Consider the following 16,672-nt stretch of genomic DNA (forward strand, 5'->3'; position numbering starts at 1 on the left):
GGAAAATTACAATGATATTAAATTTAAATAAATTCGGAAAGTTTAAAAATAAATCTTTTGAAATATCTGATAATCTTACACTATTCTACGGAGAAAATGAATCAGGTAAAACTACTATATTCGATTCTTTGATGTTATTATTTTCAGAAAATAAAAGAACTTCATCATTCGCTAAACAAATAAAATTAAGATACGGCGATGATATAGATATAAATACAGAGCCTGAAATAGATGAAAGTATAAAACTTCACCCTCAATCTTATAATAATTTATATTCAATAAGACAAAGCGAAATAATATTCGAAATGTCCGACAGTAAAAAAGATTCCAAAGATTGGGAAAGCGAGATAAAGAAAAAATTATTTGCCTCAGATATAGATGTAGGTAAAATAATATCAGAAATAAAAGCAGAACATTCTGGAAAATCTCAAACTGCAATACCGGCACAATTAAAAAATACAAAATACAGAAATGAAGAAATAAAAGAAGAACTTAATGATTTATACAGCAAGGCTAATACAGAAGTTAATAAAAAAGATAAATTAAAAGAACTTGATGAACTATTAAAAGAAAGCAATAGTATATTAAAAGAAAAAATTGATGAATATAATAAATTAAATGCTTTAAGAGAAGAAAAAAATAAAGCAAAAGAAAAAAATAATTTATTAAATATCAATACAATGATAAATGAATTCAATAAAAAGGATCAGTTTATAAAAGAAAATATAAATCTTCAAAAAGACCATTCAAAAACAATTAATGATCTAAGCGGAAAAATAGATGCAAGCGAAAATAAAATATCATATTTAAAAGGAAAAATAGAATCTCTTCAAAAATCTTCAGAAGAAAGAAATAAAACAGATTATCAAAGTATAATGCTTAGAATAGATAAAGCAATAAAAAAAATAGATGCATTAAAAGAAAAAAATAATAAAATACCAAAGATAGTATTTTTAGCAGCGGTTGTTTTAATATCAGCATTGCTTAGTTTATATTTTAAAAATCCATATTGGTTTTTAATAATACTTCCTTCTATACCTTTCTTGCTTATAAAAGAAGGTAAAAATGATAAGTTTATAAATGATATATTAGACTCGCTTCCTGAACTTGATATAGCATCTGACAACTTAGAGTTATCCGCTTTAAAAGATATATTACTTAGAGAATTGGCCAAAATAGAATTGATACTAGAAAAAAATGATGATGAAGAATTAGAAAATTATAAAAAAGAATTGGAAGAAGCTGTAATTAATTTAGAAAATCATCAAAAAGAATTAAATAATTTCTTTAATAAACTAAATGTAAAAAACAAAGAAAATTATTATGAAATAAAAAGTAATTTTGATAATGTATACAAAAGCACTGAAGAATTATTTAAAAAACTAATGATAGAAGCAAAAAAATTCGGATTCAAAGATATAAAAACATTAGAAGCTAATTGTAATAGAATATTAAAAGAGCTTGATGAAAAAGGAGTCAATCCTGATGATTTTAATGAAATGGAAATGAAAGCATTAGAGAACAAATTAAGAGAATTAGAAAGAGAAATCAATTCTATAAAAGAAAATATGAATAAAGTTATATCTAATGCTTCATATATTCAGGGAGAACTTAACAGCAGCAATGATGTTCACAAAGAAATAATAAATCTTGAAAGTGAGTTTGCAGAAAATAATGAGGAGATAAAAAATTTAAACAAAAGAAAAAAAGCATTAGAACTTCTTGAAAATATGCTTTCAAAAATAAATAAAAAAAATGATGATATATTCAATTCTCTTTCAAACGATGCAGAACTTCTATATAATCATATAACAGGTAAAAGTCTATCTGATAATGGAATTTCAATGTCTGGATTCGATAAAAATAAAATAATGGTAAAAGATAAACAGAATGAAATGAGAAATGTAGAATTATTATCTTCAGCCACAAAAGATGCCGTTTATATAGCTATGCGTCTTTCTATACTTTCAAAAATACATGAAACAGGAAGATTGATACTATTAGATGACCCTTTTATAACTTTCGATAATAACAGAACAAAAGAAGCATTATCATTTATGAGAGAATATTCAAAAAAATATAATATTCCTATAGCAATATTTACTAAAGATGTATTCATAAGAGATATTATGAAAAATTATAAAGAAGCCATTATACATGAATTATCCAAATAATATTTATTATCTTTAATAGTATTGTATTTTTATCGATTTCTTTATAAAATATGTATATAATCTTATACAAGTATTGGCGGATTTATGAAAAGAATAGGTATATATATAGACTTAGAAAATGTATCTCATTTAAGCTATGAAGTTAATTTTGAACAAATGTTTAATAATATATTTTCTTTTTATAAGAATAATTTAAAAGATAAAGAAATACTTTACTCTATAAAAAAAGCTTATGGGGATGCAAAATCTATAAAGAAATATTCAAAAAAACTAAGAGATATGCATATAGATATCGTTTATTCTGTTCCTGTTAATAAAGCTAAGAACATGGCTGATATGATATCATCAATAGAGGCATTTGAAGATTTTGTAATAAATAAAAAAATTGATATTGTGATATTTGTAAGCAGAGATGTTGATTATACTGTTGTTATGGATAGACTTTCAAGATATGGTGCGATTGTTGGAATAGTTACAGTATCTGATAATGCCAAAAGAAGTATATTCAAAAATTCATGCAATCATATATTCAAAATTGAGGATTATAAATTAGCAGAAAAACATGAAAATGAAACCAAGAAAGAAGAAAATAATATAGACAAAATAGAATTTTTAACTTTCTTTTATAATAGAGTACTAGAAATATATAATATACAAAATACAGAAACAGTAAAGATGTCAATATCGGATATATGCAATAAAATAAATGAAGACTTTAATTTTGACAAAGGTAAAAGTGCTATAGAACAAACACAATTCAAAAAAATGAAAAATGTTCTTAAATATTTAAATCATAATGGAATAGAAACTGCAATTAATAATGATGATTTTTATATTAATCAAATAAATACATTCAAAAATGTAATGTCTAAAATTTTGAATTTAACCAGTTGTGAAATTAGTGAGAAAAATTTCATATTAGCTTTCAAAGAAATAATTTCTAATTATGAAGAAAATGCCGTTATTTCTCTTGCTAATACTATGAATGAAATAAACAAAAAATTTAAAATAGGAAATAATTCCAGTGCTGTAAAAAATACAAAATTTAAAAAACCAAGTAAATTTATAGATTATATAATGAAAAAAGATATTCCTATTGAACTTACTAATAAAGGAAATGCTTTCATAATGAAAGATAAAAATAAAGTGTTGGAAATACTAGAAACAATCTGCAATGAATAATAATAATAATAATAATAATAATAATGAATAATATAGAGGTAGAATATGTCAAATATAACAGTTATCGGAATGGGATTGATGGGAGGCTCTTTAATCAAAGCATTAAAACACAGCAATCAAAATTATAATATATATGCCATAGATACAAATAAAGAAAATATAGATTCAGCTTTAAAAGAAGGTTATATATTAAAAGGATATTCTAATTATGATAATATAAGAGAGTTTATTGAATTATCTGATATTATTATGATATGCACAATCCCCTCAATAGCAATAGAAATAATAAACAAATATAAACATTTAATTGATAATAATAAAATACTATCAGATTTCTGCGGAGTAAAAACTGATATTTTTAATAATACAAGAGATAAAAAATATGTAGGACTTCATACTATGGCAGGAAAAGAAAAAGGTGGTTATATTAATTCTTCTGAAACTCTTTTCAAAAACTCAAATGCTATAATAGTAAATAATGAAAACGCCAATGAAAATGATATCAATATAATAGAAAAACTTTCAAAAGATATAGGCTGCAATAAAATAACAAAAACAACAGCACAAAAACATGATGAAATGATAGCTTTTACTAGTCAGCTTATGCATATAGTAGCCTGCGGTATCGTTAATCATGATCATTTTTTACCTTCACTTGGTTTTGAGGGAAACAGTTTGGGAGATCATACAAGAGTCGGTACAATAGATGCTAATATGTGGAGCGAATTATTTTTATATAACAGCGATTATTTATATGATAGTTTAGATAAATACATAAAATGCTTAGACGATTTTAAAAATGCATTAAAAGATAAAAACCGCGATGAATTAAAAAGACTTATGCAGCATTCAAATAATACCAAAAAAGAATGGCTTGATATAAAAAATAATAGTTTATAACTACAAATAAGAAGCTCTATTAATAATGTTTACAATAATTATTTTTTTAATAAAATTAATAAAAAATAAATTTTTATATTTATTTAATATAGATTATATAAAGGTTAAAAATGAGACATTTTTTTGAGGAATGGTTAGATAATCAAGATTCTAGATCAATAAATGAGGAAGTTATTGAAATATTTGAGGAATCTATAAAATGTTATAAAATAGGTGCTTACAGAGCAGCTATTGTTATGGCATTCAATGGCTTTCAAATAGTAATAAAAAATAGAATAATCTATGATAAAGAAAAAATGATAACTGAACTGACAAAAAATATAACTGAATTAGAAGAAATCAAAACAAATAAAAATAAATTAGACAATTATAAAAATTTAAAAAAGCAATTGGAAGAAAATAAATTAGATGATGAAAATAAATGGGAAGATGAACTAAGAAAGATAATAGATGGAGATAGATTCAATATTGCATTCAATATTTCAAATCAAAATACTATTTATAAAGAATGGGAAATATGGAGATCTAGAAGAAATACCGGTGCTCATGGTAAATCATATAAATTAATATCAGCCGATGTAGAATCTTTTTATTCTTGGATTATACAATCATTAAATATATTATATCCATTTACTCATATTAATAATATTTTAGACGAAATAGATAAATATTTTTCAAATAATTATGAATATTCTAATGATAAGCCAGTAAATAAATTATTAAATGATATACTTATATTAGAAAATGATAATTTAAATAAAATTCTTGATAGAATATATAATTATTATAATAATAGAAATGATAAAAGAATATTATATATATTTAAAAATTTATTATATAACGAAAAAAATAAAAAAAATGTATCAAATTTCTTTTTAGATAAATTAAAGGAATTAGAATCTGAAGAAAATTCAAATGATATTATTATATTAGATTTATTACTAGATATTCCAGATATAATATATGCTTTTTATTGTGAAGATAGATATGTATTTTATAGTAAAATTATAAATAGATTCAAAACATGTATATTTAATATTAATGATAATAAGCAAAAAGAACTAATGTCAATTTTAGTAAATATTTTATTAAAAAATAATAAAGATATAAAAAATGCTATTGAGGATAATATTATAAAAAATAATGTAGTTGGAAGTAGATTAATTATATTTTTTTATATAATTATTATACCATCTCTAAAGACAGTAATTTAAGTAACTTTTATGATTATTTTAAAGATAGTATAAATATTATATTGAAATCTTATTTAATGACAAATATGATAGACAATATATTTATTTATGATTGCAACTACCCTATTTATGACAAAGAAATTTTTAAAGAAATTATATATAAATTAATTAATTTATCTGATGAAAATAACTTATTAACATCTGAAATAATACAACATTTTAGTTATTCTTTAAAAGAATATTTATATTCAAATAGAAATAATTTCAGCAATAATACTAAAGATATACTATATGATATTAATATAAAATTATTTGATAATTTAACAAATTCAACTAAAAGTTACTATGATCATAATGATACATTTTTAAAAATATTTTGGAAATATTTAACACATGATGAAGTAAAATATTTTGTAGATATTATGAACATAAATAATTTTATATATAATTATTATGTTACTTATGAATATTTTACAGAACGGCTATCTAATGAATATAAAGATAAATATCCAGATATTGACTTTTCTATAATAGAAAATGGTAGAAAAAAAGCACTTGAATTTTGTAAAGGTAAAAATAATGGTTCTAATTGCGGATTTGATACAAATATAAACCAGTAATTTATTAATTATTCTATTATATATAAAACTTTATAGGTTTATATAATATGAATTCTAAAAGATATAATGATTGTACAAAAGAAATTTCTGATAATATTAATATGTTAAAATTAGATGATATTTTAGATAATTTATAATTAATTATATTTTAGTATGTTACTATATTATAAATAGTTGTTTAAAAATATTTTATATAAGAATAATATAAATTTGGTATATTTAAGATTGAAATTATTTTTATTAGTTATATAATTTAATAAATTATTTTAATTTCTGTATCGAGGTATTTATGACTAGGATTAAGATTTTAATTATCTTATTTATTTTTTATGCTATAACTTTAAATGCACAAACAACAATTTATGAACCTTCACAATCTGCATCGGCAAAATATAGACTATTTAGAACTACTAATATGTGGACTTTTCTAAAATTAGAAACTACTACAGGTAAAATATGGATACTTCAATATGATGTAAGTGGTGATGATCGTTTTACTGTAGAATTAAATACTGAGGATCTTTCTGGAGGAAAAGAAAAATCACATGGAAGATTTACTTTATATCCGACAGCAAATATGTATACATTTATTTTACTAGATCAACTTTATGGTAATACTTGGCAAATTCAATGGAGTTTTGAGCCTGAAACTAGATTTATTATACCTATAAATTAATATATAAATAATATGTTTCTATTTTTTATAACTTAATATATAATTATAAAATAAATAATTTTTAAGGAGAACATATGGAAGTTTCAGATAGAAGCTGGGTTGTTACATTGCTTTTTGCAATATTCCTCCCTGTTCATAGATTCTATGTAGGAAAAATAGGAACTGGTATATTATACTGGCTCACTGCAGGCGGTTTTGGTATATGGTACATTATAGATATTGTTATGATACTATTAGACCAATTTACTGATAAACAAGGAAGAAAATTAAGAAAATAATAAAATAAAAAAGGTTAGTATTTTATAGTACTAACCTTTTTTAATATTAAATAAATAATTAAAATCTATTTTATTATAACACCTTTTTGAGGTATATTCAAAACTTTTATTTCACTGTCTATTTTCTTTTTATTGAAACTGCTTTTCATAGCTTCAGAAACTTTCTTAATTATCTTTTCATCGTTCTTAACAAGAGAAAGTATTGAAGAACCTGCTCCGCTTATTGTAACAGAATATGCACCAGCAGCTTTAGTATTCTTAAATAACTCTTTAAGCCCCGGTATGAATTTAGCTCTGTAATCCTGATGAAGTTTATCATCTGTAGCAACCTCAAGTAAATCTAATCTATTTGATGATAATGCAGAAGTAAGAAGTGCAGCCCTTGAAATATTAAATATAGCATCTTTAAAAGTTATTTCTTTAGGAAGTGCATTTCTAGCAGTTTCAGTGCTTAAATAAAAGTTAGGAATTGCAACTATTGCCTTTAAATCCTTAGGAGGCTTTATTTTTACATATTTAAAATCTTCATCTTTACGAACTACACCAGAAATAATACCTCCTAATATTGCAGGCGATACATTGTCAGGATGTCCTTCAAGCTGAACAGACATATTCAATATATCATCTTCAATAGAAAGTTTATTTCCAAGTATATAATTAGCAGAAAGAAGTCCTCCTATTATAGCTGCAGAACTGCTTCCAAGTCCGCGTGAAAGAGGTATTCTATTTATACATTTTATTATATATCCTTTATCAGGCTTTGATTTTAATCTTTTGTATACTAATTTCATAGCATCGAGTATCATGTTATTGTCTTTTGATATCTCGTTTTCACCCTCTCCGCTTATTTCAAATTCTATCTTTTTAGAATTATCATTAGAATATATATGTATTTCATTATATAAATCTAAAGCAAGCCCTACACTATCAAATCCGGAACCAATATTGGCAGATGTAGCAGGTATTTTAAAAGTTACAAGTTTTTTATTTTCAGATTTATTCATTATCATATTCCTATAGCTTTTCTTATTTCTTCTATATTGTTATCAACTTTTATAGGTTCATTGCAGATTTTAATTGCATTATCAGGGTCTTTAAGTCCGTTTCCTGTCAATACAGAAACTACAGTATCACCTTTATTTATCTTTCCAGATTTACGGCTTTTTATTATACCAGCAAGAGAAGCAGCAGAAGCAGGCTCAGCAAATACACCTTCTTCCATTGTAAGCATTTTATAAGCCTCTAATATCTCATCATCAGTAACAGAGTCAATAAAACCCTCTGATTCATTAGCAGCATTAACAGCAAGTTTCCAGCTGGCAGGATTTCCTATTTTTATAGCAGTAGCTAATGTCTGAGGATTCTCTATTATTTTATTTTGTACTATAGCAGCAGAACCTTCAGCCTCGAAACCTATCATCTTTGGAAGATTATTTATCTTTGCATTTTCCTTATATTCTTTGAATCCCATCCAATATGCAGATATATTACCAGCATTTCCAACAGGTATAGCTAAATAATCAGGAGCCTTTCCTAAAACATCGCAAATTTCAAATGCAGAAGTTTTTTGTCCCTGAAGTCTGAAAGGATTGATAGAGTTTACCAAAGTAATAGGATATTTATTAGTAATATCAACAACAGCTTTTAAAGCCTCATCAAAATTTCCTTTAATAGCTATAACTTTAGCACCATACATTAAAGCCTGAGCTAATTTACCCAAAGCAATATTTCCATCAGGTATAACAACTATACAATCTATACCGCTTCTAGCAGCATAAGCAGCAGCAGATGCAGAAGTATTTCCTGTAGAAGCACACATTATAGCTTTAGTATCTCTGCCTTCAAGTGCCTTAGCAACAGCCATAACCATACCTCTGTCTTTAAAAGAACCAGTAGGATTGAGTCCGTCATATTTCAAATATAATTCTATGTCTAAATCCCTTCCTATTCTTTCAGCTTTAATTAAAGGGGTGTTTCCTTCATGCAAGGTTATCAATGGGGTTTTATTTGTAATAGGTAAATATTTTCTGTATTCTCTTAAAAGTCCTTTCCAAGATTTCATAGTTTTATCCTTTTTAATTTAATTAAAAATTATCTTTGATAGTATTTAATATAGAATATAATATAAATCATAATTTTTCAAGTTATTAATTAACATAATAATAATAAATTTACAAAATACATAATTTAATAAAAAACAAGAGAATTAATATTTTTTAATTCTCCTGTTTTTAAGATAGGTATAAACATATATATAAATATTTGATAGCTTCTAATTAATTTAATTAATATTTATAATTATTATATAAATAATTATTCATCTAAAGTTATTAAAACCTCCCTAGGCTTGCTGCCGTTTTCTGGTCCTACTATACCTTGACGCTCCATTATCTCTACTATTCTTGCAGCTCTGTTATATCCTATTTTCAAACGTCTTTGTAAGAATGAAGCACTAGCTTTACCTGTTCTAGCAACCAACTGAACTGCATCCTCCCAAAGCTCTTCATCAAGTATATCTTCTTCATCTGTATTTTTATCATCAGCATCACTGCCCTCTAAAGCAGCAATTAAACTCTCATCAAACATAGGAGACATCTGACCAGATAGATAATCAACAACTTTTTTAACTTCATTATCAGAAACGAAAGCTCCCTGTACTCTGTCCGGCATTTGACTTCCTGAAGCACAGAATAAAGCATCTCCTTTACCTAATAATTGTTCAGCACCTGACATATCGATTATGATTCTTGAGTTAGTTTTGTTAGGTACTTGGAATGCTATTCTAGTTGGAAGATTAGCCTTTATAACTCCAGTAACAACATCAGCAGAAGGTCTTTGTGTAGCTATTATTAAATGTATACCAACAGCCCTACTCATACCAGCCAAACGTGATATTAAATCTTCTACCTCTTTTGAAGCAACAACCATTAAGTTATGAAGCTCGTCTATTACAAGAACTATATATGGGAATAACTCTAAAGGCTCTCCATTAAATTCTGTTTCACCTTCTTTAAGTAATTGTCTTACCTTCTCATTATAAGTTTTAACATTCCTAACGAAGAATCTTTCCATTCTCTCATATCTCTTTTCCATTATATCTACAATGTATCTTAATACTATTGTAGCTTTCTTTTCATCTGAAACTACAGGCGACATCAAATGAGGTATGCCGTTATAAATAGAAAGCTCTACTCTCTTTTTATCAACAAATATAAATTTAAGCTCATCAGGTCTAAACTTATATAAAAGTGAAAGTATTATTGTAGATAAACAAACACTTTTACCGGAACCAGTAGTACCGGCAACTAATAAGTGAGGAGCCTCTGACATATCGGATACAACATTATTACCATAAATACCTTTTCCAAGTACGAATGGTATATCGAGTTTTGACTGTCTGAAATCGGTACTTTCCAAAACATCTCTCAAGAAAACTGCATTTCTCACTTTATTAGGTATCTCTATTCCTATAACAGAACGTCCCGGTATAGGAGCTATTATCCTTACACTTTCGGAAGCTAAAGCCAAAGCAATATTATCTGTAAGATTTGATATCTTTGAAACTCTTATTCCGGATGCAATTTCAAGTTCATATCTAGTAATAACAGGGCCTCTTGATACTCCTGTAACTTTTGCCTCAATATTAAAGTCTAATAAAGTATGCTCAAGCTGCATTGCTGTTTGTTTAATAGACTCCATCATAGCACCATCATTTACAGGTATTGATCTATTTAATAAATCAAAAGGCGGATGCTTATAATGCTTATCAACATATTTAGTATCAAAATTAGATTGTATACGCTCACTGTCAAAATTCTTAATTGATTTAGTACCTATAACTGATTTCATAGGTTTTAATGTATCAACTGTTTTTTGAGATTCTATATTTATAAATCCTGCTTCCTCTTGAGGTGCATTATTTATATGAGTTTCATTATTATCTATTTTTTTATCAGTTTCATTTATTTCCTCTGATTCTTTTAATATAGGAGTATCAATTATATTATTATGATTTTCTATATTATTATCTTCTTTTATACTATTGTCTAAAGCATTATTCAAATTATTATTAGATTCTAATAAGTTTTCATTATTAATATTATTTTCATGACTTACAATTCTAGTTTTTAATCTTATATCTTCTATATTAGAATCTGCAATATTAGAATCAGCATTATAAAGCTCTTCTTCATCCAAATCAAACTCATCTATTTTACTGTCAATATAATTATTGTTATCATGATTATTATAGTTAGGTATATGATCTGCCCTGTTATATTCTCTTTTTGAAGCATATCCCATACCAAATTCAAATGCTTCTTTTTTCTTCTTGATGCTGTTTATACTGTTTCCAACATTATTAGAAGTTAAAACATATTCTTTCTTTTCTTCTTCTTTTTTAGTTTCTACAATGCTGTCAATATTATTATGCACTTCATATACTGCTTCTTTATTTCTTTTATTCTCTTCTACTAATCTCTGAAGCTTTTCAAAACTATCTTCTTCTTCAACATTTTCATTAATATTTGTTTCTTCTTCTTTATTTAGATTATTTACATTAGAATAATCATACATATAATTTTCATAGCTTTCTACACTATTGGCTCTTATATATTGATCTTCAACATTATATTTAGCATAATTATTAAATGAATCATCATAAGCAGCTCTTTTGAAATCTGACTTTTTTAAATAATTTATATTATAATCAAGTCCTTCAAATTCCTGATAATCATTATTTTCTGCTTCTTCTAATTCTTCATTTTTTTTTTTATTTATGAAATCATTATAATAATTTCTATAAAACTCGTCTTCCATTTCCATACTGCTGTTGCGAACAGGGTTATTTTTATTGGCTTTTTCTTTTCCGAAAACAACTTCCGCCAAAGTAAGCCCCAAATCTTCCTCTCTGTTTTCCAATGCATTTACATTTATTCCGCCGTTAAAATGCATGTTTTTTAATTCATTTGTAAGATTCTCAGCTTCTTTGCTGAATGAATCAGTTTTAGTAAAGAAACTATTTACAGAGTTATTTCTTCTCAATAAATTCTCTCTGTATTTTTTCTCATCAAAATTATAATTATTATTTTCTACTTTCTCTATAAATGGTACAGTTTTAAATTCTAATTCTGAAATCTCTTTAGTATCAAATAGAGGAATATAATCTCTAGAGTATGTTTTTTCTTTATTATCAGTCTGAAGAGAAGTTTCAGTATTTTTTATTGATTTTATTTCTAAATCTTTTATTCCATTAACTACTTTTTGTTCTATATCTTTTATTTTCTCAAAATCAACATTTCTCACCATATTTCTGAAATAATTAACTAAATCCATTATAGAAAGTTTAGCAAATATAATAGCAGTTATCACAAGTCCTGCAATTACGATCATAACAGCACCAGTCTTACCGAATATTGATACTAAAGAACCTCCTATAAACTCTCCTAACATACCGCCCTTATTATAAAAATCTAAACTTCCTAAAAATATATTTAATAGTATGCTAAGAAGTATCATCAATATAGAAGATGATAATGCAGATATTAATATTCTGTCAGTGGAATTCTTTAATATTATATTAACTCCGGCATATATAAAAAATGCAGGTATAACATAAGATGCAAAACCAAATGCTAAAAATGAATAGCTTGATATATAAGCACCGAATATACCTAATAAATTTTTAATTTCATTATTGGAGTTTAAATCTTCCATATTCATGCTAAAATATGAAAGAAGCAGTATACCGGCAAATAAAAGACATAAGAAACCTACTATATCAAAGAAAGGATTTCTATTCTCATATTCTTCCTGAACATAATCATCAAAATTTTGATTCTCTGATCTCTGTTCAAATTTCTTTTGTTCTGCTCTTTTTTGTATTGTTAATTTTCTTTTAAATAATCCCATAATAAAACTCCAATACCTAATAAATCATACCTGCAAAAAATAGAAGAAAACTGCCATTCCGGCTATAAGACAATAGAATCCGAAATAGAAAAGTTTTCCCTTCTTCAAAAATGAAAGAAGGAATTTTAATGCTATAATACCAAATACAAATGCTGTAAAGAATCCTACTAAAGCATAAGTAATATCAAAATTAGCAATATCTTTTATTGATAACAATAAAGCTCCGAATATTGCAGGTAATGATATTAAGAAAGAAAATCTTCCTGCTAAATCTCTATTTAATCCTAAAAATAAAGCGGCACTTATAGTCATACCAGATCTTGATATACCCGGAAATATTGCAACTGACTGAGCTAATCCTATTATAAATGCATTCCTATAAGTCATAGTAAATATATCTTTTAAATCATTACTGTAAGTATTTTTATCTAATTTTCTAGTGAGAAGAAGTATAGAACCTGTTATAATAAGATTAAGTCCTATTCTTTGTAAATCCAAATTACTTAAATATTTTTCTAATAATAAGCCTACTATAGCAACAGGTATAGAAGCTATTATCACCATTAAAGATATTCTAAAGCCTTCGCTATTTTTGCTTGCATATTTAACATCTTTAAGTCCTGAAAAGAATCCTACAATGGCATTTATTATATCTTTACGGAATATTAAACATGTAGCTAAAAATGTACCGAAATGAAGTGCAACTTCAAATGATAATATGTTTTCTGCATGAAAATTTAGAAAATATTCTGTTATTCTTAAATGACCGGAACTCGAAACCGGCAGAAATTCTGTTATAGCCTGAACAAAACCAAGTATTACAGCTTTTATCATTAAACTACCCCATTGTTTACATAATATCTGTATAATTTTCGGATAGTTTAAAAAAAGCAATAGTAAAAAATTATGTCAACTATATTATGATAATATATACCTAAACAACTATATTTTGTCAAAAATAAATTTATATTTTTGTTTTTATATCTGGGGCTTTGCCCCATACCCCAGTTCTTTTACCGACGCTCTGCGTGCCGTAGGCAAGGTACCTTTCGGTATTGGTATAAAAGAACCTATATCCTCGACAGGCTCATATACGCTTCGCGAACAACTGCATTTTTAACCTAAAACTAGGGTATTACAACATTTTTAATACATATTCTTAAAATATAAAGTTCTAACAATTGCGTTTTCTCGAAGCGTGCCTGTGGTAACTACTTTGGCGAAGCCCGCAGAGCGTGTGCGGCAAAAAAGTAGATAAATTTAGATAAAGTTCATCAGTTGACAAAGTTAAAAATTTTCAGTATATAATAATAACTTATAATTAGAACATCACTCCAAAATAGTTTCAACAACCACATTATATTCATTAGAACTATAGCTTTCTTCTAGTATATAAGCCTCATTTGTTAATTGTACGGCTCTATTAACATCTATATCATTGCTTCTCAATACTCTAAATAATGATTCATAAGCCCTTTTTAAAGCATTTTGAGTAAGCATTTGTTTTGTATAAGCACTAAGATTTCCTGCATCAGGCATTTGTATTGAAGCATTAGCTCTGAAAAATTTATCTTCTACGCTTCCCTCTTTTTTTAATTTTTGTAATATTGCCAAAGTTCTATTATATACATCGCTATCTTTTACCTTTATCTCAACATAAAAATTATCATCTTTTTTATATTCTTTTATATTAGCTATATCCTTATTATCAAAATCTATCAAATTATTGTCCTTTAAAGATACTGCTACTATATTAAAATCCGTTCTATTGATTATTGATGAAGTTTCTTTGGCTATATAATAGTATATAGAATCTATTGCCTTTGATTTGCTGGCTTCAAAACTTACGTCTGTATGAACTTTTGAATAGAAATTACCTTTTTCTACATTGTTCTTTGAACATGAAATTAAATAAAATAATAATAAAATAATGATAAAATAGAGCTTGTTTTTTTCCATAAATTATAATAAATTATCCTTTTATAATATTAATTATTTTAACTTTGTTATATTAATAATTGTAAAATAAATATATGGAGATTTCATATTGAATATAAAGATATTTATATTGTTATTAACTGTATTCATATTTTCATCATGTCAGAAAAAAGAGGATAATTTTCTTGAAGATATGGCTTCTTTAGATAAAGCATATATGGATACATTATTGATAATAAGAGATGTTAATAATCCAAACAGAAAAGAAGCTATAGAAAAATTTATAGTTATATGGAATGATTTTAAAAAACAATATTATAATTCAAATACAGAAGACCCTCAATGGAAGGCGGATTTTGATTCTTTGCAGGATATACTTATAAGATCACATTATTATATATCAAGCGGAGAAGATGAAAGTGCCGGATATTCTATACTGCATGATATAAAATATGTGCTTTCAGATTTGAGAAAAAGAAATAATGTTAATTGGTTTTTTGACAATTTAAACTCAATATATAAAATAGCATATAGAATCGGAGAGCTTTCAAAAATATATGCAGGTTCTAATACTACTCTCTCACCTGAAGAGGAAGAAAAATTGATAGTTGTATATTATCTTCTTGATGCCTCTGTAAAAACTACAATATCAGAATTTGATAGAAGCAATATTCATCTTCTTCATCTATCCCAGCAGCAGCTTGGAACTTTGAAGCATAATATAGAAACTATAGATGATTTGGTTAAATCAATAGGAAATGATTTGTTTTCAAAGAAGTACAGCAATCTTTCTAATATATCAGAAAACATTTTGAATATATATTTTAACTCACTTCAGATAATAAGAGGATAATTAATATAGTGAAAGGATTTTGTATTTTAAATAAACCAGTGAGCATAACTTCTTTTGATGCCATAAAACAAACAAAAATGATGTTAAAGCAAAAAGAAAATATTTTAGAAAAAAGAGTGGGACATGCTGGCACATTAGATCCTTTTGCTGACGGAGTATTGATATTAGCATTTGGAAGATATACTAAATTGTTTTTCTTATTCGATGATTTAAATAAAGAATATATAGCATCAGGAATATTCGGAGAAAGCAGAGATACTGATGATATAGAAGGCAATACAATAAAAAAATCAGATAATAATAATAAATTAAGTTTTGAAGAATTAGAAAGTATTATAAAAACAAATTTCAAAGGCAATATAAAGCAAAAGCCTCCGATATATAGTGCTAAAAAAATAAACGGTAAAAGGGCTTATGATTTGGCTAGAGATAATAAAAGTTTTGAATTAAAAGATGTTGATGTTAATATAGAAAAAATAGAATTATTAGAATATGATTATCCTTATTTCAAAATAAAAACATCAGTAAGCAAAGGCACTTATATAAGATCAATAATAAGAGATATAGGAGAAATTACAGGAAATCTAGCATACACAAAAGAATTAAAAAGAGTTTCAATAGGAAATTATAATATTGACATGTCATGTAATATTGAAGATATAAGTAAAAATAAAATATTATCATTCTTCGATATGTTTAAAAAATTCGATAAAACAATAATAGAAGATGAATCAGATATAAAGCAGATATTATGCGGTAATACAAAAATAGTAGAAAATATAAAAATAAATAATAAATATATGGCATTAACAGATGATAAAAATAATCTTCTTGCAATAATAGAAAAAAATTGCACTGATAAAAATAATAAATATGCATTTATAGATATTGATTAAATTTTAATTATAAAAAAATAATCTGCATATTCCAATAACTTAAAATGAATTA

The 16,672-nt window shown here is 25.5% G+C and carries 14 protein-coding genes; 9 read left to right on the forward strand and 5 right to left on the reverse strand.

Features of this window, described 5'->3' with window-relative positions:
- Positions 1 to 11 precede the first annotated feature (11 nt).
- The 7 genes from Q0K19_RS09615 (at position 12) to Q0K19_RS09645 (ending at position 7,023) form a co-directional block, all read left to right on the forward strand.
- A complete protein-coding gene (locus Q0K19_RS09615) occupies positions 12 to 2,174 on the forward strand; it encodes an AAA family ATPase (RefSeq protein ID WP_297247574.1) in 2,163 nt (720 codons plus the stop codon).
- A gap of 84 nt (positions 2,175 to 2,258) precedes the next feature.
- A complete protein-coding gene (locus Q0K19_RS09620; RefSeq protein ID WP_297247575.1) occupies positions 2,259 to 3,356 on the forward strand; it encodes an NYN domain-containing protein in 1,098 nt (365 codons plus the stop codon).
- A gap of 45 nt (positions 3,357 to 3,401) precedes the next feature.
- Positions 3,402 to 4,256, forward strand: a complete 855-nt coding sequence (locus Q0K19_RS09625) for a prephenate dehydrogenase (protein ID WP_297247576.1) — start codon at positions 3,402 to 3,404, stop codon at positions 4,254 to 4,256.
- A 110-nt stretch (positions 4,257 to 4,366) separates the two neighbouring features.
- Complete coding sequence (locus tag Q0K19_RS09630; RefSeq protein WP_297247577.1) at positions 4,367 to 5,470, forward strand: hypothetical protein; 1,104 nt, start codon at positions 4,367 to 4,369, stop codon at positions 5,468 to 5,470.
- Between the two features lie 65 nt (positions 5,471 to 5,535).
- On the forward strand, positions 5,536 to 6,069 hold the full coding sequence (locus Q0K19_RS09635) for a hypothetical protein (RefSeq protein ID WP_297247578.1): 534 nt from the start codon (positions 5,536 to 5,538) through the stop codon (positions 6,067 to 6,069).
- Positions 6,070 to 6,358: 289 nt separating this feature from the next.
- Entirely contained in the window at positions 6,359 to 6,745 is a 387-nt protein-coding gene (locus Q0K19_RS09640) for a hypothetical protein (RefSeq protein ID WP_297247579.1), read from the forward strand.
- A gap of 74 nt (positions 6,746 to 6,819) precedes the next feature.
- On the forward strand, positions 6,820 to 7,023 hold the full coding sequence (locus Q0K19_RS09645) for a TM2 domain-containing protein (protein ID WP_297247580.1): 204 nt from the start codon (positions 6,820 to 6,822) through the stop codon (positions 7,021 to 7,023).
- A gap of 65 nt (positions 7,024 to 7,088) precedes the next feature.
- Here Q0K19_RS09645 and thrB read toward each other — a convergent pair whose 3' ends face one another.
- From thrB to Q0K19_RS09670, 5 genes are all read right to left on the reverse strand, one after another.
- Entirely contained in the window at positions 7,089 to 8,033 is a 945-nt protein-coding gene (gene thrB / locus Q0K19_RS09650) for a homoserine kinase (protein WP_335814230.1), read from the reverse strand.
- A complete protein-coding gene (gene thrC / locus Q0K19_RS09655; protein WP_297247582.1) occupies positions 8,030 to 9,085 on the reverse strand; it encodes a threonine synthase in 1,056 nt (351 codons plus the stop codon). Before thrC ends, thrB begins: the two co-directional genes overlap by 4 nt.
- Before the next feature lie 251 nt (positions 9,086 to 9,336).
- Positions 9,337 to 12,933 carry a DNA translocase FtsK 4TM domain-containing protein gene (locus Q0K19_RS09660; RefSeq protein WP_297247583.1) on the reverse strand — a complete coding sequence of 1,199 codons (3,597 nt, stop codon included), beginning with the start codon at positions 12,931 to 12,933 and terminating at the stop codon, positions 9,337 to 9,339.
- Positions 12,934 to 12,957: 24 nt separating this feature from the next.
- On the reverse strand, positions 12,958 to 13,767 hold the full coding sequence (gene uppP, locus Q0K19_RS09665) for an undecaprenyl-diphosphatase UppP (protein ID WP_297247584.1): 810 nt from the start codon (positions 13,765 to 13,767) through the stop codon (positions 12,958 to 12,960).
- Positions 13,768 to 14,262: 495 nt separating this feature from the next.
- Entirely contained in the window at positions 14,263 to 14,892 is a 630-nt protein-coding gene (locus Q0K19_RS09670) for a hypothetical protein (RefSeq protein WP_297247585.1), read from the reverse strand.
- A gap of 88 nt (positions 14,893 to 14,980) precedes the next feature.
- On the opposite strand from Q0K19_RS09670, the gene Q0K19_RS09675 reads away from it, so the two are divergent.
- Both Q0K19_RS09675 and truB read left to right on the forward strand, forming a co-directional pair.
- Positions 14,981 to 15,724, forward strand: coding sequence for a hypothetical protein (locus Q0K19_RS09675; protein ID WP_297247586.1), 744 nt, complete (start codon positions 14,981 to 14,983; stop codon positions 15,722 to 15,724).
- 8 nt (positions 15,725 to 15,732) lie between these two features.
- On the forward strand, positions 15,733 to 16,620 hold the full coding sequence (truB, locus tag Q0K19_RS09680; protein WP_297247587.1) for a tRNA pseudouridine(55) synthase TruB: 888 nt from the start codon (positions 15,733 to 15,735) through the stop codon (positions 16,618 to 16,620).
- The last annotated feature ends 52 nt before the right edge of the window (positions 16,621 to 16,672 follow it).

Source organism: uncultured Brachyspira sp., assembly GCF_944393015.1.
GTDB lineage: Bacteria > Spirochaetota > Brachyspiria > Brachyspirales > Brachyspiraceae > Brachyspira.